The 24,004-nt window shown below is 36.7% G+C and carries 26 protein-coding genes, 2 pseudogenes and 1 riboswitch; of the genes and pseudogenes, 25 read left to right on the forward strand and 3 right to left on the reverse strand.

Annotated elements, in window-relative coordinates:
• Positions 1-39: 39 nt before the first annotated feature.
• Both NSQ74_RS12975 and NSQ74_RS12980 read right to left on the reverse strand, forming a co-directional pair.
• Positions 40-1,383: an amino acid permease gene (locus tag NSQ74_RS12975; protein ID WP_340823829.1), complete on the reverse strand. Its 1,344-nt coding sequence runs from the start codon at positions 1,381-1,383 to the stop codon at positions 40-42.
• Positions 1,384-1,550: 167 nt separating this feature from the next.
• Positions 1,551-1,627: riboswitch (glycine riboswitch) on the reverse strand.
• Positions 1,628-2,191: 564 nt separating this feature from the next.
• Positions 2,192-2,575, reverse strand: a complete 384-nt coding sequence (locus tag NSQ74_RS12980; RefSeq protein ID WP_340823831.1) for a rhodanese-like domain-containing protein — start codon at positions 2,573-2,575, stop codon at positions 2,192-2,194.
• Between the two features lie 124 nt (positions 2,576-2,699).
• On the opposite strand from NSQ74_RS12980, the gene NSQ74_RS12985 reads away from it, so the two are divergent.
• The 10 genes and pseudogenes from NSQ74_RS12985 to NSQ74_RS13030 all read left to right on the forward strand — a co-directional run bounded on the left by NSQ74_RS12985 (position 2,700) and on the right by NSQ74_RS13030 (position 11,775).
• Positions 2,700-3,530, forward strand: coding sequence for a lipoate--protein ligase family protein (locus tag NSQ74_RS12985; RefSeq protein WP_340823832.1), 831 nt, complete (start codon positions 2,700-2,702; stop codon positions 3,528-3,530).
• A gap of 202 nt (positions 3,531-3,732) precedes the next feature.
• Positions 3,733-4,524, forward strand: a pseudogene (locus tag NSQ74_RS12990) (ribonucleotide reductase N-terminal alpha domain-containing protein); the annotation flags it as partial.
• Positions 4,525-4,732: 208 nt separating this feature from the next.
• Positions 4,733-5,584: an LAGLIDADG family homing endonuclease gene (locus NSQ74_RS12995; RefSeq protein ID WP_340823833.1), complete on the forward strand. Its 852-nt coding sequence runs from the start codon at positions 4,733-4,735 to the stop codon at positions 5,582-5,584.
• Between the two features lie 76 nt (positions 5,585-5,660).
• Positions 5,661-7,442 (forward strand): annotated as a pseudogene (locus NSQ74_RS13000) (vitamin B12-dependent ribonucleotide reductase); the annotation flags it as partial.
• A gap of 164 nt (positions 7,443-7,606) precedes the next feature.
• Positions 7,607-7,867 carry a hypothetical protein gene (locus tag NSQ74_RS13005; RefSeq protein WP_340823834.1) on the forward strand — a complete coding sequence of 87 codons (261 nt, stop codon included), beginning with the start codon at positions 7,607-7,609 and terminating at the stop codon, positions 7,865-7,867.
• Between the two features lie 632 nt (positions 7,868-8,499).
• On the forward strand, positions 8,500-8,925 hold the full coding sequence (gene fabZ / locus NSQ74_RS13010; protein ID WP_340823836.1) for a 3-hydroxyacyl-ACP dehydratase FabZ: 426 nt from the start codon (positions 8,500-8,502) through the stop codon (positions 8,923-8,925).
• A 252-nt stretch (positions 8,926-9,177) separates the two neighbouring features.
• Entirely contained in the window at positions 9,178-9,705 is a 528-nt protein-coding gene (locus NSQ74_RS13015; protein ID WP_340823838.1) for a sigma-70 family RNA polymerase sigma factor, read from the forward strand.
• Positions 9,695-10,702 carry an LCP family protein gene (locus NSQ74_RS13020; protein ID WP_340823839.1) on the forward strand — a complete coding sequence of 336 codons (1,008 nt, stop codon included), beginning with the start codon at positions 9,695-9,697 and terminating at the stop codon, positions 10,700-10,702. Before NSQ74_RS13015 ends, NSQ74_RS13020 begins: the two co-directional genes overlap by 11 nt.
• A 163-nt stretch (positions 10,703-10,865) precedes the next feature.
• On the forward strand, positions 10,866-11,450 hold the full coding sequence (locus tag NSQ74_RS13025; protein WP_340823840.1) for an NAD(P)H-dependent flavin oxidoreductase: 585 nt from the start codon (positions 10,866-10,868) through the stop codon (positions 11,448-11,450).
• The gene (locus NSQ74_RS13030) at positions 11,413-11,775 is read left to right on the forward strand and encodes an NAD(P)H-dependent flavin oxidoreductase (RefSeq protein ID WP_340823842.1); all 363 of its coding nucleotides are present in this window, start codon (positions 11,413-11,415) and stop codon (positions 11,773-11,775) included. The genes NSQ74_RS13025 and NSQ74_RS13030 overlap by 38 nt, the downstream gene beginning before the upstream one ends.
• 78 nt (positions 11,776-11,853) lie before the next feature.
• Here NSQ74_RS13030 and NSQ74_RS13035 read toward each other — a convergent pair whose 3' ends face one another.
• Positions 11,854-12,828 carry a DUF1385 domain-containing protein gene (locus NSQ74_RS13035; protein ID WP_340823843.1) on the reverse strand — a complete coding sequence of 325 codons (975 nt, stop codon included), beginning with the start codon at positions 12,826-12,828 and terminating at the stop codon, positions 11,854-11,856.
• A gap of 192 nt (positions 12,829-13,020) precedes the next feature.
• Here NSQ74_RS13035 and NSQ74_RS13040 point away from each other — a divergent pair, with 192 nt between their 5' ends.
• The 15 genes from NSQ74_RS13040 to NSQ74_RS13110 all read left to right on the forward strand — a co-directional run bounded on the left by NSQ74_RS13040 (position 13,021) and on the right by NSQ74_RS13110 (position 24,003).
• Positions 13,021-13,446 (forward strand): hypothetical protein, encoded by a 426-nt coding sequence (locus NSQ74_RS13040; RefSeq protein WP_340823845.1) that lies wholly within the window; start codon positions 13,021-13,023, stop codon positions 13,444-13,446.
• A 62-nt stretch (positions 13,447-13,508) separates the two neighbouring features.
• Positions 13,509-13,943: a type II 3-dehydroquinate dehydratase gene (aroQ, locus tag NSQ74_RS13045; RefSeq protein WP_340823846.1), complete on the forward strand. Its 435-nt coding sequence runs from the start codon at positions 13,509-13,511 to the stop codon at positions 13,941-13,943.
• Between the two features lie 2 nt (positions 13,944-13,945).
• Positions 13,946-15,007 carry a M24 family metallopeptidase gene (locus NSQ74_RS13050; protein ID WP_340823847.1) on the forward strand — a complete coding sequence of 354 codons (1,062 nt, stop codon included), beginning with the start codon at positions 13,946-13,948 and terminating at the stop codon, positions 15,005-15,007.
• Between the two features lie 17 nt (positions 15,008-15,024).
• Positions 15,025-15,582, forward strand: coding sequence for an elongation factor P (efp, locus tag NSQ74_RS13055; protein ID WP_340823848.1), 558 nt, complete (start codon positions 15,025-15,027; stop codon positions 15,580-15,582).
• 338 nt (positions 15,583-15,920) lie between these two features.
• A complete protein-coding gene (locus NSQ74_RS13060) occupies positions 15,921-16,922 on the forward strand; it encodes an NAD(P)H-dependent flavin oxidoreductase (protein WP_340823849.1) in 1,002 nt (333 codons plus the stop codon).
• A 359-nt stretch (positions 16,923-17,281) separates the two neighbouring features.
• Entirely contained in the window at positions 17,282-17,491 is a 210-nt protein-coding gene (locus NSQ74_RS13065; RefSeq protein ID WP_008179863.1) for a hypothetical protein, read from the forward strand.
• Between the two features lie 4 nt (positions 17,492-17,495).
• Positions 17,496-17,873 carry a hypothetical protein gene (locus tag NSQ74_RS13070; RefSeq protein WP_340823850.1) on the forward strand — a complete coding sequence of 126 codons (378 nt, stop codon included), beginning with the start codon at positions 17,496-17,498 and terminating at the stop codon, positions 17,871-17,873.
• A 12-nt stretch (positions 17,874-17,885) separates the two neighbouring features.
• Positions 17,886-18,797, forward strand: a complete 912-nt coding sequence (locus NSQ74_RS13075; protein ID WP_340823852.1) for a stage III sporulation protein AE — start codon at positions 17,886-17,888, stop codon at positions 18,795-18,797.
• A 1-nt stretch (position 18,798) separates the two neighbouring features.
• Positions 18,799-18,942: a hypothetical protein gene (locus tag NSQ74_RS13080; RefSeq protein ID WP_173479065.1), complete on the forward strand. Its 144-nt coding sequence runs from the start codon at positions 18,799-18,801 to the stop codon at positions 18,940-18,942.
• Positions 18,943-19,004: 62 nt separating this feature from the next.
• Positions 19,005-19,424, forward strand: coding sequence for a hypothetical protein (locus tag NSQ74_RS13085; RefSeq protein WP_340823853.1), 420 nt, complete (start codon positions 19,005-19,007; stop codon positions 19,422-19,424).
• Positions 19,425-19,982, forward strand: a complete 558-nt coding sequence (locus NSQ74_RS13090) for a SpoIIIAH-like family protein (RefSeq protein WP_340823854.1) — start codon at positions 19,425-19,427, stop codon at positions 19,980-19,982.
• A 202-nt stretch (positions 19,983-20,184) separates the two neighbouring features.
• Positions 20,185-20,679, forward strand: coding sequence for an acetyl-CoA carboxylase biotin carboxyl carrier protein (gene accB / locus NSQ74_RS13095; protein WP_340823855.1), 495 nt, complete (start codon positions 20,185-20,187; stop codon positions 20,677-20,679).
• Positions 20,680-20,691: 12 nt separating this feature from the next.
• Positions 20,692-22,050 carry an acetyl-CoA carboxylase biotin carboxylase subunit gene (gene accC / locus NSQ74_RS13100; RefSeq protein WP_340823857.1) on the forward strand — a complete coding sequence of 453 codons (1,359 nt, stop codon included), beginning with the start codon at positions 20,692-20,694 and terminating at the stop codon, positions 22,048-22,050.
• Between the two features lie 593 nt (positions 22,051-22,643).
• Entirely contained in the window at positions 22,644-23,417 is a 774-nt protein-coding gene (locus tag NSQ74_RS13105; RefSeq protein WP_340823858.1) for a class I SAM-dependent methyltransferase, read from the forward strand.
• Positions 23,418-23,595: 178 nt separating this feature from the next.
• Positions 23,596-24,003 carry an Asp23/Gls24 family envelope stress response protein gene (locus NSQ74_RS13110; RefSeq protein WP_340823860.1) on the forward strand — a complete coding sequence of 136 codons (408 nt, stop codon included), beginning with the start codon at positions 23,596-23,598 and terminating at the stop codon, positions 24,001-24,003.
• Position 24,004 lies beyond the last annotated feature (1 nt).

The raw sequence follows: 24,004 nt of genomic DNA on the forward strand, positions 1-24,004 counted from the left end.
CTGTGGATTTGTCACAAATGATGATAGAAACAGTGTAGTTTATTGTTGACGATTTTTGCGTTTGTATAGAAGGAAAAGTCCGATAAACCAGATAGGTGTTAGTAAAAGAGCCGTTCTTGTTTCTTCGGAAATCAACATAACAACTAATAAAAACGCGAAGAATGCAAGTATTAAATAGTTCACAAACGGTGTTAATGGAGCTTTGAAAATCGATGCTTCATGTAAGGCACGATTTTTACGTTTATAAATGATATGAGAGATTAAAATAATACTCCATACCCAAATGAAACAGATTGCACTAATAGTTGTCACGACGCTAAAGGCGTTTTCAGGCATTAGCTTACTAAGTAAGGCCCCCACTGATACAACGATTGCAGAGATGATAAGTGCATTACTTGGTACACTATTTTTGTTTAGCTTTGCAAATGAAGCGGATGCTTGTTTATTGCGACCAAGATTATACAACATGCGACTTGTCGAAAATAAACCACTATTGCCTGCTGATGCGGCAGATGTCAGTACTACAAAATTAATAATACCAGCTGCAATAGGTATGCCAGCTAATGTAAATACTTGTACGAAGGGACTGCTTGTTCCAGACATTTCATACCAAGGGTTGATGCATAAAATGATTACTAATGCCCCAACATAAAATAATAAAATTCGTAGTGGAATTTTGTTAATCGCAGAGGGGATATTTTTTTTTGGATCTGCGGTTTCTGCAGCAGAAACACCGACTAATTCAACCCCAACAAAAGCGAAGACAACCATTTGGAATGCCATCAGGAAACCGTATATGCCATTGGGGAAGAGCCCACCATGTGCCCAAAGGTTTTCCACTGATACTGTTCCAGAGCTTGTTTGGAATCCAGTGAATAGCATGAATAATCCGATAATTATAAGTGCAACGATTGTTACAACTTTAATGAGAGCAAACCAAAATTCGAGTTCCCCAAATAGTTTTACAGTCAATAAGTTTAAAAATAATAAAAGTACTAGGCAGCCAATTGCAGGTACCCATTGCGGGATATTAAACCAATATTGTGTGTAGACACCGACGGCAATAATATCAGCCATTGCGGTCATAACCCAGCAAAACCAATAGGTCCAGCCAGTGACGTAACCTGCCCAAGAGCCAATGTACTCTGTAGCGAAATCTGTGAATGAAGTATAGCCAGCGTTCGATAATAATAGTTCCCCGAGCGCCCGCATAACGAAAAATAAGGCGGTTCCGACAATAAGATAAGCCAATATAATAGAAGGTCCTGCTAAAGCAATTGCTTTACCTGCTCCTAAAAATAAACCGGTACCAATAGTTCCACCAATCGCAATAAGTTGCACATGGCGATTTTTTAAATCACGTTTTAATTGTTGCTGTTCCACGTTCATTCCCCCATAAGATGCGTAGAAGCTGTGACTGGAAAATAAAAAGAGACTAGTAGCGACACTAGTCTCGTAAACGTCAGAATAACAATTACCATGTTCGAAAGTTTGGTTAGTTAAAAATAAATTTAACATTCGTATGGTATAGCTTTCGTGATGAAAGTTTATATTACTCCTCTGTCCTTTTGCCTGAGATAGTGAACCCTTCGGCGACGCAAATTGCGCTCTCTCCAGAAATGCTCCTGCTATAGTTTGATCCATAGCATTCATAGCTTTAATCTATACATTATTTTAAGATATTATTTATCCTATCAATGCCTAGCAAATAATTCAAGGGTAAATTTCAGTTGTTTACAGCAAAAAAAGAAGAATTCGGTCCATGCTGATATATTTATTACGAAAAATAGTTATTTTAGACATATTGTTTTTCTTGCAATGGGAGATGGCTTACAACAAAGTAGGAGAGTAGAATTAGAACAAGTATGGAGGCTGTGGAAAATTCACTTTTACGACAAAAAGAGTTATTTGATAAACGGCCTCGACAATACTTCGGAGCATTTTGACATTTTACTGTCCACTGTATGAGGAAGAATAAGTTAAATTCAAACGAAATGGTTAGTCGTTAGACAACTACTATTATATAGAAGAAACTCTGAATTTTAGCAAAAAGAATCCATTACCAAAGCAGTTGGAATGGATTCTTTTGCGCGAAAATAAGCATTGGTGTCGATTTTTCGAAATACATGCTTTACTGTGAAAAGTACTATTTGAAATAGTCGCTTTTGCCTTATTAAGTTCGCTTTAATTGTTATTTTTTTGTTTTAATTTTACCAGTCCAATTACGGAATCCGCCATCAAGCTGATAGATTTGATTGTAACCACGTTTTTTTAGGTAAAGAGCAGCACGCGCGCTACGGCCTGTATTTTGACAGTATAAGTATACTGGTAAATCTGGGCGGATTTCTTTATGACGTTGACGTAATGCTGTAGAAGGAACGTTACGAGCTCCAAGAATATGACCTGCATCAAATTCTTTTTGTTCACGCACATCGATTAACTGTGCTTTACGGTAGCCTTCAATAAATTGTTCTTGTGTTAAGTTGGTTACGGCTTTTTTTAGACGCATTGCATTAATACCGATATATGCAATTAGAACTACTAAAATAACGCCAATTGTGATAAGTATATCCAATTTCTTCTTACCCCTTTCTATCTTCTTTATTATTATAAAAGATGCGCTAGCGATAGTCCAATGAGTTTGATAAAATTAACTAGATTATGGCTAGAAATGATCTATAAATGTAGGAGATGACGTAATGACAACTTGGTATTTTCTAAATTCAGGAAAATGTAGTCCTTCTTTTAATATGGCACTAGATGAGGCATTGCTTGATTGGCATAGTGAGGGTTTAATTCCTCCAGTTATTCGATTTTATGAGTGGGAGCCAGCAACTTTGTCGATTGGTTATTTTCAACAAGCGAAAAGAGATATTAATTTAGAAGCATTACGTGAACAAGGAATAGGTTTTGTTCGTCGACCAACAGGCGGTCGAGCAGTATTACATGAACATGAATTGACATATAGCGTGATTGTTACTGAAAGCTATCCAAATATGCCTGAATCAGTGACTGAAGCGTATCGCGTATTAAGTGAAGGTATATTACAAGGCTTTCATAATTTAGGGATGGATGCTTATTTTAGCGTACCTGACACGGAAGAAAAAAAGGCAGATTTGAAACAGCCAAAAAGTGCCGTATGCTTTGATGCACCAAGTTGGTATGAGCTTGTTGTAGAAGGCAAAAAAATAGCAGGTAGTGCACAAACACGTCAGAAAGGTGTTATTTTACAGCATGGTGCGATTTTACTTGATCTAGATGAAGAGAAATTATTATCTGTATTTAATTTTTCTAGTGATGAGGCAAAAGAGCGTATGCGCAAAAAACTACCAGAGAAGGCAGTTGCTATTAATAGCCTTGTTAATAATCCTGTTTCTATCGAACAATGTGTAACTGCATTTCGAGATGGCTTTGCAAAATCGTTGCAAATTGAATTAAAACCATTTACACTTTCTGAGGAGCAATTAAAATATGTGCGCGATTTAGAAGAAAAAAAATACGCACATGATGATTGGAACTTTAAAAAGTAAAATATGGTATAAGAAAAATATTTTTTCATCGTTTAAACCTTGTAATGGCAAGCAGTAACCAATCTACTTGAAATTGCAAGAGTTGAATTAAAAATCTATATATAGTATCTTTTTAAAAGAAACATACACAATATGTAGTGTTTACCGACACATGATATTGTGTATTTATTATTGTAAGGCTTAAAATAAGGGAGGCAAAACGATGGTACTCACAAATCATCAACCCGATGTAAACAAACAAATTGAACAGTTAAACAAAGATATTGAGCAATTCCCACAGGTTCACCCTGTTACGCCCGATATGCACATAACGCATAAAGGTGTATCAAGACTTGTGATGATCGATCGCTACTCGTTTAAGGATACGGAAAAGAAAACGCTAAAAGCTGGTGATTTCGTCGTATTAACAGTTAAGGCAGATCCAAAATTCCCTGCACGTGGTTTAGGAACAATACAACATATCGATATGTCTACAAAAACAGCCGACATTTTGATTGAGGAAGACTACCGTAGCGCATTAGATGATCCTAAAGAGCAAGAAACAGGTGTGATTACACGTTCAATTGACGTGCTAGAAAAGCCTCTTGAAATATTTTATGAACAAATCGCAAAACGAAATGCAACAGGGCTTGCTTTAGTTGAAAAAACAGCTGAAAAACGCCAAGAGTGGTTTGAGAAATTTTATAAACAGCTTGTATCATTGAAATTTGTACCAGCTGGCCGTGTCATTTATGGAGCAGGTTCTGAAACAGATGTAACCTTCTTTAACTGCTATGTAATGCCGTTTGTTGCGGATTCACGTGAAGGTATTAGTGATCACCGTAAGCAAGTAATGGAAATTATGAGCCGTGGTGGTGGTGTAGGAACGAATGGTTCAACACTTCGTCCACGCAATACGTTAGCACGTGGTGTTAATGGTAAATCTTCAGGTTCGGTTTCATGGCTAGATGACATTGCAAAACTGACTCACCTTGTCGAGCAAGGTGGATCCCGTTAACCAAAACGGCGGGATTAAAATCTCGTGAATTGCTGGAACACCCTTAGAGCTTTTCTTGCTACAACGTAAACTGTGAAGTTAAACGTGAATGCTTGAAAAAAGAAAAGATTGGGCAATCAGCAGCGAAGCATCTGTGGAAATGCAGATGAACGTTCAACGACTATTGAACCTTCCTAAACTTTTAAGCCACTTAGGAGGTGGAAGCATGGAAGAAGTAAATCGTAATGTACGGAGACGTCCTTACGAGGCGCGAGACAAAGAACGATTGATTAAAGAGATTATTGAGTTACATGAGCATGGAATGAGCCAAGTAGATATTGCGAAAACACTTCGTATAGGTAGAGGAACAATTCTTAGATGGAATAAAGAATTAGAACTTTTTAAACCAAGAACGCCTGGTGAAGCTGGTAAGCTGAAAAATAAGAAATATCGTTATAATGAAAACTACTTTAAACAAGTTGATACAGCGAATAAGGCTTATTTAGTAGGTTATATTACAGGTGATGGAACGATTTTTGACCGCAGAAAATCAAAACGCCTTGTGTTATCACTCGCAGAGCAAGATCGACAACTACTTGAAGATATCGCTAAAGAATTATGTATGTTGGACGCAATTAAATTCCGACCACGCACAGCGCCAAATGAACAAAATAAATACGCTTTACCAATCAATTCAACAGAAATGTGTAATGATTTAATTAAATTAGGAATTACACCACGAAAAACAGGTTTTGAACGTTGGATTAATTTTGGAAGAGAAGATTTACAGTGGGCGTATTTAAGAGGTTTTTTTGATGCAGATGGTCATATATCAAGTCGTGGAAGACTCGGGTTTACAGGAAATAGTCATATGCTCCTGTCATTGCTACAATTTCTTCATAATAATCAACTGGCTTTATCTGTCCACAAACTTTATCCGAAACAAGGTTGCGTAGACTTATACATTACTCGAAAAGATGATGTGAAAAAGATTGCTCAACAGTTATATAAGTATGGCTCCATTCAACTCAATCGCAAATATGAAAAAATCAAATCCTTCTTTGATGATATAGTCTGATCTTATGTGAAAGCATAAGAATGTGGCAGAAATGACCGCATCGCAAAAGTATTTTAAAATACTTTTATGTAACAAAAAGCGTGGGGCACAAATGATTATGCTGGCAGATTGGCATCCTGATATCGTAGAATTTATTATTTCAAAAATGCAAAATCCGCGTATTCTACGATACCTAATGGAAAATACAGCAGATGAGACGATAATTCGTCTAGCAAAAGAAAAATTAAACTTTAAGCCACTTTCAATGCAAGAAGAAGCAATGTATCAAGGCATTGTTAATTATAAAGGTATCGAGGGATTAGGCGGATTCGACAATGGGATTATCCGTGAAGCAGAAAATAAATTACGTGACGGTGGTACGTACACAGTTCATAACTCTGAGTTTTTAACAGGTGCTAATATCTCTGTAACGTTAACAAAAGAATTTATGGAAGCTGTTGAAGCAGATGCTGACTTTGAGCTTCGTTTCCCAGCAGTTGAAGAATATTCAAAAGAAGAAATGGCTATATACAATAGTGAATGGCATAAAGTTGGAGACGTACGTGAATGGGAGAAGATGGGCTACAAAGTTCGAACATATCGTACGATTAAAGCAAAAGAGCTTTGGAATCTAATCAACGTATGTGCAACATACTCTGCAGAGCCAGGTATTTTCTTTATCGACAATGCCAACGATATGACAAACGCTAAAGCTTATGGTCAAAGCGTTGTTGCGACAAACCCATGTGGGGAACAACCACTTGCACCATATTCAGTTTGTAACTTAGCAGCTGTCAACTTAGCACAGTTTGCAAATAAAGAAAACCAAACAGTTGATTATGAAGCATTACGTGAAACGGTCCGTGTTGGTGTTCGTATGCAGGATAATGTAATCGATGCAACACCTTACTTCCTAGAAGAAAACCGTGTACAAGCTCTTGGTGAGCGCCGTGTTGGTTTAGGGGTAATGGGCTTAGCGGATTTACTTATTTATTGTGAAAAAGAATATGGCTCAGAAGCGGGCAATGAACTTGTAGATGAAATCTTTAAAACAATTGCAGAAACAGCCTATGAGGCTTCTACAGAGCTAGCAAAAGAACGTGGCAGCTTCCCGTTCTTAGTAGGAGCGACAGAGGAAGAAACAGCACGTTTACGCAAAGCATTTACGGAAACAGGCTTCATGCAAAAAATGCCTGCACACATTAAAGAACAAATTTTAGAAACAGGTATCCGTAATTCGCATCTACTAACTGTTGCGCCAACAGGTTCTACAGGAACAATGGTAGGCGTAGCAACGGGTCTAGAACCGTACTTCTCATTTACTTATTACCGTTCTGGCCGTTTAGGTAAATTTATTGAAGTAAAAGCGGAAATCGTTCAGGAATACTTAGACCGTCATCCAGAAGCTACAGAAGATAAACTGCCTGAATGGTTTGTGACTGCAATGGAATTAAAACCAGAAGCGCATGCAGATGTGCAATGTATCATTCAAAAATGGATTGACTCGTCGATCTCGAAAACGGTGAATGCACCAAAAGGCTATACAGTTGAACAAGTAGAAAAAGTATACGAGCGCCTATATAAAGGTGGCGCTAAAGGTGGTACGGTCTATGTTGATGGTAGCCGTGATTCACAAGTTCTTACACTAAAAGCAGAAGAAAATGATATGGATCAGTTATCATTTGAAGAAGAATTAGTAGAAGAGCACACAAAACGTCCAGTCGTATTAGTTGATACGATTCAAGCGCTTGAATCTACAACTGTTATTGGCTCGGATGTAGGGAACACATGCCCAGTATGTCGTAAAGGAACAGTCGAAGAAATGGGTGGCTGTAACACATGTACAAACTGTGGTGCACAATTAAAATGTGGTTTGTAAATTAAATTGATATAAAGTTGATATAAATCATCTCACCTCTAAAGATTATTAGAGGTAAGATGATTTTTTTGTTGGCTATTTATGTTACTATTAATGTTAATATTATGAATAATTTACCTTAAACTAGCAAACTAGGTTTCTTCAAAATAATGGGGGAGAAAGTAATGAAGCGTTCGTCGTGTAATGTAACTAAGGTGGTAGGTATTGTATTAGCTATTTTTTCGATTTTTTATGTTCGAAAGTGTTTGGCTGGGAAAGCTCTCTTTATTTCTAGTGGTATAAAAGTAGATTACCCTTTGATTAATTTGGAAAATAGTGAAGTCATTGCTTATGTTACCTATAAAGGAAAGACATATATGCGTATACAATATAATGTTTTAACCGAAGAAACAAAAGTAAATGGGAGTATCGAAACATTAAAATGAATTCGTTTGTTAAAAAATAAGATTACATTAAATGATGCTGAGTTTATAGAAATGGTTCAAAGTTCAGCACGATTTTTTATTGAAAATGAAATCACTAATCCTGAAGATTATTACGGTCAAAATTAAGGGATTTATTAAACAAACGGGGAGTTTTAGTTCAATATGCGACTATTTTTCACCAATGTCAATCAAAAAACTGCATCCATTTGGATGCAGTTTTATTTTTTTCTGATCAGCGTATCCCCAAGAGGGATTCCTATAACAACAACCAAAACCGTTAGAATTAACAGGCCTCTAAAAATATAATACGCAACTTGGTCGAACATCTTAACTCTCCTCCTTTACTTAATAATTCCTACCTATATTTTTAAATTACCCAATTGTTGAAGAGCCAAACTAATGATAAAGCATAAAATCATCGGTGCTTTATTAGTTTAGTTTACTTCATTACAACATATGTATGCAGTCGTTACTTTTTATTTTATGATCTTCAACAATGGGCAAAGCATCGCGGTTCTTCTTGAACGAACGGGCAGAAAAATGGAAGATAAAATGTTATAGTATCAACTATTAGTATCAGGTGTTAATATTATAATTAGGAATTTAATTATATTGTTATGGGAGGAATAATAATGTTAGATACTCAAAAAATTAAAGAAATAATTAAACATCGGTATCCATTTCTTTTAGTGGATAAGATTTTGGAATTGGAAGAGGGGAAACGTGCAGTTGGTATTAAAAACGTGACTGTAAATGAGGAATATTTTAACGGCCACTTCCCTAATTACCCAGTTATGCCGGGAGTTTTAATTGTAGAGGCATTAGCTCAGGTGAGCGCTGTTGTGATGCTAACGAAAGAAGGAAATCAAGGACGATTAGGGCTATTAGCAGGAATAGATAATTGTCGTTTTAAACGGCAAGTAAAGCCTGGAGACCAACTCCGTCTTGAGGTTGAAATCACTCGATTAAAAGGTCCTATCGGAAAAGGAAAAGGTATCGCTACAGTGGACGGAGAGTTAGCTTGTGAAGTAGAAATACTCTTTGCTTTTGGTGATTGAAAGTAAATAGTAAAATGTCGTTCAGAATCTACGTAAACTTTTACAAAAGAATAATGATAAACATTTAACCTGTATCTATGATTACTTGGTAATCTCAGATATAGGTTTTTTATGTCAGTTATACTTATAGTGATGTTTGCTATGAAGAAGAAAATCCTTGTTAACATAAATATTTTTGGAAATTGAACCTATTTCATTTTGCGAATCGTCTAATAGCAGAATTTGAAGTCGGTTGAAAGGGAGGGTAGAAGATTGGATAGAGAAGAAAAAGATTTCTTATTAGATAAAATAATGATTGACTATGGGAATGAGTTGGTACGATTGGCATTTTCTTATGTGAAAGATTCGGAGACTGCTAAGGATTTGGTACAAAATACGTTTATTAAATGCTATAAAAACCTTGAATTGTTTCGATTTGAAGCACAAATAAAAACATGGCTCTATCGGATAACAATTAACGAATGTAAAGATTATTTAAAAAGTTGGCATTACAAAATGGTGCAAGTAAAAAGTTTAATACATGAAACAGCAAAGTCAATTTACCCATCAACAGAAAAAATAGTTATCGATAAATACAAAAATGAGGAAATAAAAGATACGATTTTTTCTCTTCCGAAAGTGTATCGAGAAGTCGTGTATTTATACTATTATGATTCATTAAAGGCGGATGAAATTGCTGATATTTTAGACATTCCAGTGAATACTGTGAAAACGAGATTAAGAAGAGCAAAACAAAGATTAGAGTTGATTATAAAGGAGGCCGAACTGAATGGAAGATAAACGATTAAGTGAAAAAATTCATAAGTCGTCTGAACAAGAGTTAAGATTTACGCAAGAAGATCGTCATGAAGTATTTGAACAAATTCGTAAATTAGAGAAGAACAATAATAAACAAAAGAATTCTCTTATGTTTTCCTCAAAAAAATTCGTGCCTCTTACAGTTTCTATGTTAGCGGTGTGCTTATGTCTATTTTTGTTTATTCCATTGAATTTTTCTGGAAACGTTAATAAAGAACTGAACAGAAGTGATGCGAGTGGAACAGTTGTTCAGGAAGATGAACTTTTAACTACGCTCATTACTGTGAAAGCGGAAGAAGAGGATAATAGGATACCTTTTAACCTTTTACTTACATATAGTAAAAATAAAAAGATGATGAAAGTTGTATCTATCCCAAGTGAAACTTATGCACCTATAGATAATAGTGATGGAACGACCATGTACGATAAATTGTTATTTGCTTATGCCTTCGGTTCAGGAGGAGCTGAAAATGTAAGGACAGCAGTTTCAAAACTATTTGATTTACCAATTGATTATTATGCCGTTATAGATTTAAAAACCTTTTCCACAATGGTTGATGCTGTGAATGGTATTGATTATGATTTGCAAGAAGATACACAAGTACGAGCTATCACGAGCGTGGGATTTGATTTCAAAAAAGGGACGAATCGTTTAAATGGGGAAGAGGTTGTGGCTTTAATGATGGCTGCTACAGACGGACGAAATTTAAATGAAGAAAACCTATTACACCTCATTCTTGCTGTTATTAATAAAACGGAAAGCAAAATGCCCCAAACACAATTAAAAGAACTTATGTCTCAAATTGAAACCAATCTACCACTCGATCAAATGTTAGAGAATAAAATAGACATGAATTCGATAAAATCGTTATCTTTAAGTGATGGAATTAGAGATGATATGAAAGATGGGAAATACTTCATTATGTTTGAGAAAGATTATTTAAAATCTGTTTCAGAAGAGTTAACTACATTTAATTAATTAAAAATGCCTATCTGGCAAATTAGACGGATAGGTATTTTTTTTATGAACACCGCTTATCCATTAAAAGGGACTACATATCGAAAAGAGAGAGATTAAATTAGTGCATGAAGTAGGGATTTTACGATTTTGCTAGAATCATTAATAGAAAGGGGGAGAGAGTATGTTACGTTTACCAATCATTGTAGCACCAATGTTTTTAGTATCTAATCCAGCCATGGTCATTGAGGCTAGTCGAGCGGGCGCTATTGGCTCGTTTCCATTATTAAATGCAAGACCTGCGACAACGTGTGCCGAGTGGCTTCAAGAGATTAAAGAAGCATTACCAACAGAGCCGTGGGCTGTCAATTTCATTTGTCATCCTGTAGCAAATGCACGTTTTGAGGAAGATTTACAGTTAATTGAGGAATATGAGCCGCCTATCGTTATTACATCACTAGGCAACCCGAAGCGGGTCATCGACATTGTCCATAGCTATGGCGGTAAAGTGTATGCGGATGTAGCAAACGTTAAGCATGCGGAAAAATCAGCCGCAACGGGTGTAGACGGATTGATTCTTGTTTGTGCAGGTGCAGGTGGACATGGTGGCCAACTAAATCCATTTGGCTTTGTATCGGCCGTTAAAAAATTCTTTAATGGAACGATTATTTTATCGGGCTCCCTTTCAAGTGGGGCAGACGTCTTAGCAGCGCAAATTATTGGTGCAGACTATGCCTTATTTAGGGACGCGTTTTATCGCTTGTCATGAAGGAAATGCTCCAGAGGATTATAAAAAGATGGTCATCGACAGTAAAACAGATGATGTTTTATATACAGATGCGTTCAGTGGGGTTCATGTGAATGTGCTAATTCCATCTTTAATAAAAGAAGGTATTGACCCGACGACCTTAAAGCCAAGAGAGGACATTGATTTAACACATCTTGTTAATGTGAAAGCTTGGCGTGATATTTGGTCGGCAGGGCATGGTGTCACAAATATTGAAAAACGCGAGTCGGTCCTTGAAATTATCAAGACATTACATGAGGAATATGAAAGTGCAAAGCAGCAACTGAATGCTGTACAGTCTATATAGGGCAAGTGTATTTTGAAAGAAAGTAAAACGCACAATGTGGTGATTAACCGCATTGTGCGTTTTTAAATTGAATAATTTTTAGTCGTGATTTAATGTAGCAGCAATTTCTGGCTGCTGTTCGACTTGAAGTAACATATTAAATGATGCAATCGCTACTTCTACTTGTTCGTCCAGTGGCTCTCTAGTTGTTAATAATTGTAGCCATAGACCCGGATAGCCTAAGTAGCGTAACAGAGGAATATTACGGCATGCATTTGTTGCCTGTAATACTTCAAATGATACCCCTAGTACAACAGGAATTAATAATATACGGTCTACAATTCGTAACCATAGTGGATCTGTTGGCACGAAGAAATACAAAAACATACCAACGAACACAGTGAATAACATAAAACTACTCCCACATCGATAATGTAAACGCGATTGCGCTTGTACATTTTCTACAGTAATATCCAGACCAGCTTCATAGCAATTGATTACTTTATGCTCGGCACCGTGATATTGGAAAACGCGTTTTATAATCGGTGTTAAAGAAATAAAATATAAATAGGTAAGCAGTAAAAGGAGCTTAATGCCACTTTCAAGAAGGACTTGACCTACTTTACCATCTATCCATCTAGAGAAGAAATCTGCAATAAATACTGGGATTAAGGTAAAGGCGAATTTTCCAAATAAAAAGGAAAGGATTCCGACAACAGCTACTCCTAAAATCATTTGTAGCTTCGAGCCGCCTTCTTCTATATTCTCTGCTTCCTCGCCTGGTGTAACGTCATAACGATCTCCTGAAAATTGCATATGACGTGAACCTAAACCTGCTGATTCAATAAGGGCAATAACGCCACGAACGAATGGTATTTTTTTTAGCTTTTGCAGGATTGGTTTTTGTACCTTTTTAAAATGATAATAATCAATGGAATCATCGTTACGGCGAATGGCAGTAATCGTATGTTCCTTTCCTCCGAACATCACACCTTCTAATTGTGCTTGTCCCCCGTAAACAGGTGAATTGCTCAAGGCTAACACCACTCTCTTTATATATTTCAACTGTACCATTGTACTAAATTTAGCGAAAAACCTCTAGAGGTACGCATAGTAAATTTTCTATATGGTTACACTTATTGTGTAATTTTGTATTTTCAGAAAGATTGATTTGCTATTAAGCAGTGTCGTAAGACTTTGAGCCCTTGTGATAAGGATAATGCTGTAATGCTTGCATGCATAATGGTCAAAATAGGAGGGATAAATATGAAGGTAGGATTAATTACTGCAGTCGTTTATGCGATTGTTTTAGCATTTTGTTTAAAAGGACTTCATTATTTTCATTTAATTTCTTGGAATCCAATTGGCTTTTATAAAAAGTGGGACTTGTTCGAGGATAGTTCCAAACTATTTCATTGGAGTTTTCTAACATTAGCGCTATTTATAGTAGGGTTCTTTTTATTTATGACTTTGCGATATACGCATATTATACCGGCAGTGTTGACTTCTTTTTTAATAGGACTCATTGTAACGATTACATTAGAATGGTTCGTGTTGGATTTACCATTACAATCGACATCATTTAAAAAACTATCAATTCCTTTTATCGTTGTCGTTATTTGCCTACTCCGTTTTTTACTTGAAACAGCTAATTTTCATCAGAAAGAGCATACAGCACAAAAAGGAAATTAGTTGCTGTATGCAATTGGTATGATAAAATAAAAAGCAAGTACATAGAAAGAGGCGAATACTGCGTGAAGTTATTATGTTTGAATGGACCTAACTTAAATCGACTAGGGAAACGGGAGCCCCATATATACGGCCATGAAACACTAGAAGATGTAAAGAATAATGTTCAAAATCTCGCGGCTTCTCTTGGTGCTACAGTCGAGTTTCGTCAATCTAATCATGAGGGTGTCCTTGTTGATTGGGTACACGAAGCAGAAGATGACAAGTATGATGGTATTATCTTTAATCCAGGTGCATATACCCATACAAGCGTAGCATTACATGATGCAATTGCAGGAGTTGCTGTTCCAGTTATTGAAGTACATATTTCCAATATTCACAAACGTGAGGCTTTTCGCCATCATTCCTATCTTGCACCAGCCTGCCTTGGCCAAATTAGTGGTCTTGGTACGAAAGGCTATGAACTAGCACTACGCACTTTTATTGAGAGGGAGAAATAATTATGTTGAAATTACAAAAGCTTCGTAAAACACTTCAAGAACAAAACATCGATGGCATTTTAATTACAAATGGGTACAACCGTCGATATATGACAGGGTTTACTGGTACAGCAGGTGTGGCAATCGTGTCACAAAATGAAGCTGTATTCATTACTGACTTCCGATATACAGAGCAAGCAGCTGCGCAAATTAAAGATTTCCGAATTGTACAGCACGAAGTAACGCTCCTAGAAGAAATTGCGACACAAGTTAAAGCAATGGGTATTAAATCATTGGGATTTGAGAAAGATACTGTAAGCTTTGGCACATATGAGTTATATAAAAGTGTGATTCAAGCTGATTTAGTGCCCGTTTCTGGATTAATTGAAAAAATTCGCTTGATTAAGACTGAACAAGAGATTAATATTATTAAGGTTGCGTGTGAAATAGCTGATCACGCATTTACACATATTTTAGACTTCATCAAGCCAGGTAAAACAGAGCTTGAAGTTTCGAATGAATTAGAGTTTTTCATGCGACAACAAGGAGCAACACAGTCCTCATTTGATACGATTGTAGCATCTGGTCTTCGCTCAGCTCTACCACATGGTGTTGCTACGAATAAAGTTATTGAAAAAGGCGACTTTGTCACACTAGATTTTGGAGCACTATACAATGGCTACATTTCGGATATAACACGAACAGTGGCAGTAGGTGAGCCATCTGAAAAATTAGTAGAAATGTATAATACAGTACTTGCATCACAACTTTTATCGCTTGAAAAAGTTGGTCCTGGTTTAACGGGTATTCAGGCAGATGCAATTGCGCGTGACTATTTAACAGAAAAAGGCTATGGTGAGGCATTTGGGCATTCTTTAGGACATGGTATTGGTCTTGAAGTACATGAAGGCCCTGGCTTATCGAAGCGTTCTGAAACGGTATTAGAACCGGGTATGGCCGTTACGATTGAACCAGGTGTTTATGTGCCAGGAGTCGGTGGTGTTCGTATCGAAGACGATATTTTAATCACTGAGTCAGGTAATGAACTGCTAACACATTCGACTAAAGAACTCATCATCTTATAAACAATGGAGGAACACAAATGATTTCAGTAAACGATTTCCGTACAGGTCTAACAATTATTGTTGATGGCCAATTATATCGCGTGTTAGATTTCCAACACGTTAAACCAGGTAAAGGTGCTGCATTCGTACGTTCTAAATTACGTAACCTACGTAACGGTTCTGTGAATGAAAAAACATTTCGTGCTGGTGAAAAAGTAGAAAAAGCACAAATTGATAATCGTAAAATGCAATATTTATATGCTCAAGGTGATGAGCATGTATTTATGGATTTAGAATCATATGAGCAAACTGAACTAGCTTCAGCAGCTATTGAATATGAATTAAAATTCCTAAAAGAAAACATGGAAGTACACATCCAATCTTACCAAGGCGAAATGCTAGGTGTAGAATTACCAAACACTGTTGAATTAGAAGTAGCAGAAACAGAACCAGGTATTAAAGGTGATACAGCTTCAGGTGGTACAAAACCTGCAACACTTCAAACTGGACTTATTGTTCAAGTTCCATTCTTCGTTAACCAAGGCGATGTGTTAATTATCAACACTTCAGAAGCTTCATACGTATCACGCGCATAAGCAATGACGAAAAGAGGTTGCGACTCTTTGGGAATAGAAAAAATATAGCAGATAGTACTAGTTGATGGTAGCAAAGGCGGTGACTCCTGCGGGAAACAACGCAACGTAAGCGCAACAAACCGCGCAATTGCGAGGCATTCCACTTACGTGTGTGCCCGCAGAAAGCATCCGACTTAGCGGACATCAACGGCATAACAGAAAAAGTGTTAGATTGATTGCAGTCAATCTAACACTTTTTCTCTTTTTTCATACATATATCGCAAAGTACAAAAATATGTTAAAATTTTGCAGGTAGAATGGCGAAATAACGTTTACAATACAAGTAAGAGGTGAATGCAATGTTACAAAAATTAGAGATGCAATATCCAATAATTCAAGCACCTATGGCTGGAGTTACTACACCAAAATTTGTTGCAGCTTGCGCGGAGATAGGTATTCTAGGATCAATTGGAGCGGGTTATTTAGATGGAGAGCAAACTAGAAGCTTTATAAAAGAAGTTAAAAAGCTTACTGACAAACCATTTTCGGTCAATTTATTTGTGCAAGAAGAGCCGCGTATTGATATAGATGTCCTCCAACAAGCGCGGATGGCGTTGCAGCCTTACTATGATGAGTTAGGATTATCGCCTGTACAAAGTGTGACGTCTAATGAAGTGTTTGCAGGGCAATTACAGGCAGTACTGGAAGAACAGGTAGCCGTTTGCTCGTTCACATTTGGCATACCTTCTTCAGAGGTTATTCAACGTTTAAAGGCCAACGATGTTTATGTCATTGGCACAGCTACTACATTAGAAGAAGCTATTCTTATTGAACAATCAGGTATGGATGCAGTCGTATTACAAGGTGGTGAGGCAGGTGGTCATCGAGGATCTTTTATTGAACCACTGCAATTAATTGCTCGAGAAGATTTATTACAGCAAGTAGCGGGTAAAATTTCAATTCCAATCATTGCAGCTGGTGGAATTATTTCAAAAGAGGATGTGGATCGGGCTCTTTCTAGTGGTGCACAGGCGGTACAAATTGGTACAGCTTTGTTAGTAGCAGATGAGTGTGAAATATCACCGCTATACAAAAATGCCATATTACAGTCGAAGGCACAACAGACGACCATTACGTATGCTTTTACTGGCAAAGCGGCTCGTGGATTAGCTAATTACTTTACTGAACATATGAAGGACGCTGTCGTAGCTCCTTATCCATTACAACATTATTTAACGTCTACTATTCGTAAAGAAAGTACATTGCAAGGAAATGCACAATATTTATCGATGTGGATGGGTGAAAATAGTCATCTAGTGCAACCAGGCACAGTAAAAAGCATCATTGAAAAATTAGTATAGGTGCCAGGCACACAAACAATTCTGAATTGTTATGCCACTGTAAGTAGAGCTATCAGAGTAAAAATCCACGAAGACTCCTGTGGGGACAGCACCAGTTGTAAGACGCAACAAACCGCGCGTTAGCGAGGATTGCGGCGTACACTGTGCCCGCGGAAAGCGAAGTGAATTTTTACGTTATAAGAGCCTGATGTTAAATTGGGAATCTTGCTAAGTTTCATATGCAAGGTGCCAGGCACTCAAATAATGCTATATTAACTATTACCAACTTTTGTCGATAAGAAGAGACCTCTATACATATTGTATAGAGGTCTTTTTTATTGGCGAGCATCATATATTGCTGTACACGAGGGGGCGTATGAATGGAATTACAAGACGTATTAAGAGTCGCTGGAGTGGGACTAGTAGTAGCGCTTCTTCATGTTTTTTTTGATCAAACAGGGAAGAAAGAATTTTCATTTTTCTTATTTTTTATTGCCTACCTATATATGACAGCAGAATTACTCCGATTTTTGCGTCTATTTTTCACTGAAATATTAACATTCTTTCAGTGGTTGACCTCATCTGGGTAAGTAAATGGAAATTGTCATTGTTGCTGTTGTCATGCTGCTTTTATTGTTGCTTATAAAAGAAGTCATACAGCCACTCCACGCGCTAATCAGTGTTATGTTCTCGTTTTTGCTGTTCAGTCTTTTGTTTACGACACTCTTGTTGCCATTCGTCAAACAATTACTCGGAATGCTTACATTTTTGCCTTATGCAAAAGCCATTGTAATAAGTGCGAGCCTTTTTTATGTAGGGCAATGGGTGTCATTGTTACTAGTGGAGAATAGCTATAAAGTTCTCGGCAGCATTGTTTTCGATGCTGTGAAAATTGTTATTTTGTTGTATTGGTTTAAAGAATTTTTGGATGTTTTACAGGGGGTGTCAGCTATTTTACAAAGGTTAAATTAAGGGGCGAGGCTTGTGCAGGAGCAACTCATTTCGTTTTTCATCGATCCATTTTTTCTCTTGCTCAAAATGACGCTTATATTGTGTGGCTACGTCATCATTTTTTTGATTGTCAACATGATATTACCAGAATTTGAAAAAGGGACAAGAATACTTTTTTTTCTCATTGTATTAGCAACAATAGGGCCAGTAGTCGTCAATTCATTTCAACTAATTGATGAGATTGCAAAAGGACTTTCACATATATTCACGGCATTTTACCCAATTCTCACTTCTAGTTTTTTGTTATCTAGTAGCATAACAGCCATTGCTTCTTGGCAGCCTTTTTTGCTTTTTTTTGTACAAGTCCTAACGATTATTAGTAGTAAATGGCTTATCCCAGGTGTGCTTTTTGCCATTGTATTCGATGTATGCAGTGTCATTGTCAAAGAAATATCTTTTACGAGAATTGCAGAGTTGATTCGTTTTACCATTATGAGTATTGTTTCAGCGTCCGTCATTTGCTACATTATTTTAATGTCAGCTAGTGGAGTTGCTGCATTTAGTGTTAATAAGGCTGTTGCAGAACCTGTGAAAAAATTAATAGAAGAAAATATTCCAGTAGTCGGTTCCTTTATTGTTGATAGTTTTTCGATGTTTCAGCATATGACACAATTTTCTACTTCGATTAGTAGTATAAGTGCCTTTATCGCGGTTATCACGGTATCGTTTATACCAACTGTCCAGCTAGTAGTTAGTGCGTATTCGTTAAAACTATTAGCAGCTATTTTAGAACCGATTGCTTTTGATGATATTTGTAAATTACTCGATCATGTTAGTAAATCTCTATTCACTTTATGTGCAGTATCATTTCTAATTGCTTTTTCATTTATGTTTTCTTGTTTTTTCCTTATCGTTTTCGTGCAAGTGATGGTTGGGGGGAGATAGATTGATTCTTTTATTGGCGTTGCTCTTTATTTGTCAATTATTCGTATTTCTAACTGATGACCAACAAATAATTTCACTAACAAAACTTGTCATTACGTTAGTATTTTTGCAAATGCTATTAAAGATTCCATTTATCAATTCATAGGAGGAAACAAGCGTACATACACTTGAAAAAGAGAAGATGAAAGGAGGCAATGTAGAAGTGATGTGGAAAAGGTACGAAAAAAAACAACGTCATTTATCGTCTTAATGCTTATTGCTGCCTCCGTAGGAATTTTCATCGTGTTTCCAATGTATCAAACGAATTCAACAAATGAACGAGTAACACCGAATACGAATGAAGAAAAACTTGAGCAAACGCTTAAGGCTATGCAAGGCGTTGGGGAGGTAAAAGTATATTTTTATTACGGAGAGATGACAGATGCGAAGGATGAAAATAAACTATTTAGCCAGTATTTTCGAGGGACTGACGAAAGTACGAAAGATGTAACAGGAATGCTAATTGTTTCAGAAGGTGCATCAGATATTTTTGTCAAAAATGAAATACGTGCTGTCGTCAGTCAAGTGATGCAATTACCTATTCATCGAATTATTATCGTTCCAATGGAAAATAAGGAGGAAAAGTAAATGCGCGTACGTAGAAGAACAGTTTGGTTTATGACATTATTAAGTCTTGTAGCAGTAATTTCAGTTTATTATTTGGTTGATCCTGCAAAACAATTTAATGGCTTAACGATTTTTACAGATGATACATTACAGCAAACAGCAATTACGGGTGTTACAGATCAGGAGGCAACTAATAAAGATGCAACACAAGAAGTATTGTCTCCAAGTCACTTATTTGAGGAAATGCGTATGCAAGTTAGTGATGAAAGAAGTCAATTACGTCAACAACTAACACAAAAAATTGGTTCAGAAGAATATACTGCTGAAGAAAAAAATGAAGCTTATAATGAAATAGACGGTTTGATTAAACAGGAATCAACAGAGGCAATGCTTGAAATGCTCATTAAATCTTTAGGCTATTCCGATGCTTTTGTTAGAGCGGAAGGTGAGAAAGTTTCTGTCACAGTTATGGCAGAAGAGTTATCAAAATCACAAGCAAATGAGATTATTTATTTAGTAAAAACAGAGTGGGAAGGCGCAAATGACGTTCAAGTTAAATTCAGCGCAAACAACTATTAAAAAATTTAAAGAAAAAAAGGAATATTCCGTTTATTAACTTGTAGTTGTTATATATCAGCATAATGAAAAGGCTTTCGTTTAGTAAAAGAAAGCCTTTTATTATGTTTATATTTACTTAATTTTCATTTAAGTGTTTCAAATTGTGTCAAAAAAATATAGAATAGTGATTGTAGTAGATTTTATTTCATAAGGAGAGTTAGAAATGTTCAAAATTCAAGAAATTCGTGAAATTATTAAATTAGTAGATTCTTCTTCAATCGACGAGTTCGTTTATGAAGTAGATGGCGCAAAAGTTAAATTAAAAAAGAATGGTGTTGTTGTTACTGAAACTGTGGCACCTAAAAAAGAAGAAACAGCCCCTGTTGTACAACAATCTGCACCAGCAGCACCTGTAGCAGCTCCAGCCAAAGTTGAAGAAGCACCAGCACCCGCAACACCTGCAAGTAACGACCCATCGTTACATAAAATTGTATCACCAATGGTAGGTACTTTCTATGCAGCTCCAAACCCAGATTCACCGGCATACGTAAAAGTGGGCGACAAAGTAGGCGACGAAACAATCGTTTGTATCGTAGAAGCAATGAAGCTATTCAACGAAATCGAAGCAGAAGTTAAAGGTGAAATCGTTGAAGTACTTGCAAAAGATGGCGATTTAGTAGAATACGGTCAACCATTATTCCTTGTAAAAGCTGAGTAAGGAGTGCTAACCATGAAAAAAGTATTAATCGCAAACCGCGGCGAAATCGCTGTTCGTATTATTCGTGCCTGTAAAGAGTTAGGCATCAAATCAGTTGCCGTATATTCTGAAGCAGACGCAGAAGCATTACATGTGAAGTTAGCAGACGAAGCATATTGTATCGGTCCGAAGCTATCAAAAGATTCTTATTTAAGCTTCCCTGCATTATTAAGCGTAGCAGAAAAAACAGGAGCAGATGGTATCCACCCAGGTTACGGTTTCGTTTCTGAAAATGCTGATTTTGCTGAAGCATGTGAAAATGCGGGCATTAAATTTATTGGTCCTTCATCTGATTCAATTAAAATCATGGGGATTAAAGACGTTGCTCGTACAACAATGGAAGCAGCAGGTGTTCCACTTGTTCCAGGTACTGGTATTGTACCAGATATCGAAACAGGTAAAGAGTGGGCTGCGAAAATCGGTTACCCTGTGATCATTAAAGCAACTGCTGGGGGTGGCGGTAAAGGTATCCGTGTAGCTCGTACAGAAGAAGAGCTTGTAAAAGGGATTGATATTACGCAAAAAGAGGCTGCTGCAGCGTTTGGCAACCCTGGCGTATATTTAGAAAAATTCATCGAATACTTCCGTCACTGTGAAATTCAAGTGTTAGCTGATAGTTTCGGTAATGTCGTACATTTAGGCGAGCGTGACTGTACAGTTCAACGTCGTATGCAGAAGTTAGTAGAGGAAGCTCCATCTCCTGCACTATCATCTGAACGTCGTGCAGAAATGGGTGCAGCAGCGGTGAAAGCAGCAGAAGCATGTAACTATGAAGGTGCTGGTACAATCGAGTTCATCTACGACTATCAAGAGGACAAGTTCTACTTCATGGAAATGAATACTCGTATTCAAGTAGAACACCCAGTAACAGAAATGATTTCTGGTGTCGATCTTGTTCAACAACAATTAAAAATTGCATCTGGTGAGAAACTTCCATTCACACAAGATGACATTAAAATAAATGGTTGGGCAATTGAATGCCGTATTAACGCAGAAAATGCATACAAAAACTTTATGCCATCAGCTGGTACTGTAGACACTTATATTACACCAGGTGGCTATGGTGTACGTATCGATTCTGCTGTTTATGCAGGTTATACAATTCCTCCATACTACGATTCAATGGTTGCAAAACTTATCGTTCATGCAGATACTCGTGAAGAAGCAATTGCAAAAATGAATCGTGCGCTTAGTGAATTTGAAGTTGCTGGTCCTGGTATCAATACAACAATTCCTTTCCACCAAGCATTAATGAACAACGACGTTTTCAAGTCTGCGCAATTCAACACGAAATTCTTGGAAGAAAACGATGTATTAGGAACAAACAAATAATCGTAGCTTGATAAGAGCTATTCTAACTGTTCTTTGAGCGGTGAAGTAAGTGAAATTCACTTACTGATATGTATTTGATTGTAGAATAAAATATAAAACAAAACGGAATATCCTATCTGTTTTACCCTCTAACGAATAATTGTTAGAGGGTTTTTTCGTGGGTAGAAAAGGTAAACGTTCGGGTGTTTTCGATTTAGAGTATCCACCAGCTATCGGGATAATAGCGGAAAAGATGCCGATACGAACAAGCAACGAGTAAACTCGGCCGTCACAAGACTTACTCCGTCTTATTTCATAGTTTGCGACATAGGGTAATGACGTTCCACCCAATGTTTATGGAGAGGGCTCGATTTCACTAGTTATCGGTTCTATTGTAAAGTAATTAGAATTATTGTATTATTATGTAAAATAACTTAGCTTGGATATAGCTGGAAAAAATAAATGGTAGAGTGTCGTTTTCAAGGACCTATATTCTACATCAGTGCTGATGTAAAAAAGAGGGATTTTTAAAAGGGAAGGGATGCAAATGAAAATTAAATTTTTATTTGGTTTGGCTATTATTAATAGAATTATTTAATTTTTAGGGGGATTAGATGGTTTTTTATAATTTTGAAGAATACGATGATCCAATTTTATATGATAAAGAAAATGAACTATATATGCCTGAATTGCCATTCTTGCTAAAATGGGCGTCTAATATGCAAGGTACTATTATTGATTTAGCTTGTGGCACGGGGAGAATGACGATTCCATTAGCGAAAAATGGTTGCAAGCTGATAGGAGTAGACATACATGAAGGTATGCTAAATGAGGCGAGGAAAAAAGCAACTCATCTTGCTTTACCAATCGAATGGGTAAAGCAAGACTGTACGACATTGAATTTACCGGCTAAAAGTAATTTCATCTATTCAGTAGGTAATGCTTTTCAACATTTCCTTACAAATCAATCTCAAGATGATTTACTCGCCTCTGTAAATAAGCATTTAGAAATTGACGGCATATTTATTTTTAGTACGAGGTTCCCAAGTGTTGAGGAGTTGCTTCAACCGAGTACGAAAGAATATTGGAGAACGTATACGGATAGTGATACGCATTATATTGTTGATCTTTATACAATTAGTCATTATGATTCATTAAATCAAATTCAACAGTATACGACGATTAGAAAGTATAAAAATATCGATGGTCAAATTGTAGATGAAAAAAGCACCAAAATTAGTTTAAGATATGTGTTTCCAAAAGAAATGGAGAGAATGTTACTTGGCAATGGATTTGAAATCGCTGCTGTTTATCAGGATTGGAATGAAACGCCGGCAACGAATGATAGTTATGAATTGATATATGTTTGCAAAAAAATAAGCAAATGATAATGCACTCCTCCTTTTAACGTTTCTAGCTTCACTTTGAAAAGAACGATATTAGCAATGGTCTAGTTGTACACAAAAAATGAAAAGCGTCTTTCCTAAGCCAAACCTTCCTTTTTATAGTATAATAAGCGTAACAACAGCATTTGCTTGCGATGCGTAGTGGAAAGGATGATATTGTATGGCAGAGAAAGTAGGACAATCTTTCGTACAACCAACACCTTCTGGTAAAGAAGAGCTTGGGAAAATTGAAGTAGCTGCAGAAGTAATCGAAATTGTAGCTGGAATCGCGGTTAACGAGGTAGAGGGTATCGCAGCAACTCGTGGCAATATTGCAACAGGCGTCGTTGAACGTTTCGGCAAAAAAGTACACAATAAAGGCATTAAATCAGGGGTCACAGAACATGGTGAGATCGCTATTGATGTATTTTGTTCTGTAAAATATGGCTATTCGATTCCGAAAGTGGCAAAAGATGTACAAACGCAAATTCGCCAAGCAATTTTAAATATGACTGCACTTGAAACAGCAGAGGTGAATGTACATATTACAGGTATTCACTTCGAAAAAGAGGAAGTAGTAATTCATTAAG

The sequence above is a fragment of the Lysinibacillus sp. FSL W8-0992 genome, assembly GCF_038008685.1.
Lineage (GTDB): Bacteria > Bacillota > Bacilli > Bacillales_A > Planococcaceae > Lysinibacillus.

What these genes read in the sequence shown, in the direction of transcription:
- accB (WP_340823855.1), top strand. Translation starts at nt 20,185, where the DNA reads ATGTTCAAAATTCAAGAAATTCGTGAAATTATTAAATTAGTAGATTCT.
- NSQ74_RS13020 (WP_340823839.1), top strand. Translation starts at nt 9,695, where the DNA reads ATGGAAGATAAACGATTAAGTGAAAAAATTCATAAGTCGTCTGAACAA.
- NSQ74_RS13050 (WP_340823847.1), top strand. Translation starts at nt 13,946, where the DNA reads ATGTTGAAATTACAAAAGCTTCGTAAAACACTTCAAGAACAAAACATC.
- NSQ74_RS13105 (WP_340823858.1), top strand. Translation starts at nt 22,644, where the DNA reads ATGGTTTTTTATAATTTTGAAGAATACGATGATCCAATTTTATATGAT.
- NSQ74_RS12995 (WP_340823833.1), top strand. Translation starts at nt 4,733, where the DNA reads ATGGAAGAAGTAAATCGTAATGTACGGAGACGTCCTTACGAGGCGCGA.
- NSQ74_RS13060 (WP_340823849.1), top strand. Translation starts at nt 15,921, where the DNA reads ATGTTACAAAAATTAGAGATGCAATATCCAATAATTCAAGCACCTATG.
- NSQ74_RS13030 (WP_340823842.1), top strand. Translation starts at nt 11,413, where the DNA reads ATGCCTTATTTAGGGACGCGTTTTATCGCTTGTCATGAAGGAAATGCT.
- NSQ74_RS13035 (WP_340823843.1), bottom strand. Translation starts at nt 12,828, where the DNA reads ATGGTACAGTTGAAATATATAAAGAGAGTGGTGTTAGCCTTGAGCAAT.
- NSQ74_RS13110 (WP_340823860.1), top strand. Translation starts at nt 23,596, where the DNA reads ATGGCAGAGAAAGTAGGACAATCTTTCGTACAACCAACACCTTCTGGT.
- NSQ74_RS13070 (WP_340823850.1), top strand. Translation starts at nt 17,496, where the DNA reads ATGGAAATTGTCATTGTTGCTGTTGTCATGCTGCTTTTATTGTTGCTT.
- accC (WP_340823857.1), top strand. Translation starts at nt 20,692, where the DNA reads ATGAAAAAAGTATTAATCGCAAACCGCGGCGAAATCGCTGTTCGTATT.
- NSQ74_RS12985 (WP_340823832.1), top strand. Translation starts at nt 2,700, where the DNA reads ATGACAACTTGGTATTTTCTAAATTCAGGAAAATGTAGTCCTTCTTTT.
- NSQ74_RS13090 (WP_340823854.1), top strand. Translation starts at nt 19,425, where the DNA reads ATGCGCGTACGTAGAAGAACAGTTTGGTTTATGACATTATTAAGTCTT.
- NSQ74_RS13025 (WP_340823840.1), top strand. Translation starts at nt 10,866, where the DNA reads ATGTTACGTTTACCAATCATTGTAGCACCAATGTTTTTAGTATCTAAT.
- fabZ (WP_340823836.1), top strand. Translation starts at nt 8,500, where the DNA reads ATGTTAGATACTCAAAAAATTAAAGAAATAATTAAACATCGGTATCCA.
- efp (WP_340823848.1), top strand. Translation starts at nt 15,025, where the DNA reads ATGATTTCAGTAAACGATTTCCGTACAGGTCTAACAATTATTGTTGAT.
- NSQ74_RS13005 (WP_340823834.1), top strand. Translation starts at nt 7,607, where the DNA reads ATGAAGCGTTCGTCGTGTAATGTAACTAAGGTGGTAGGTATTGTATTA.
- NSQ74_RS13065 (WP_008179863.1), top strand. Translation starts at nt 17,282, where the DNA reads ATGGAATTACAAGACGTATTAAGAGTCGCTGGAGTGGGACTAGTAGTA.
- NSQ74_RS13040 (WP_340823845.1), top strand. Translation starts at nt 13,021, where the DNA reads ATGAAGGTAGGATTAATTACTGCAGTCGTTTATGCGATTGTTTTAGCA.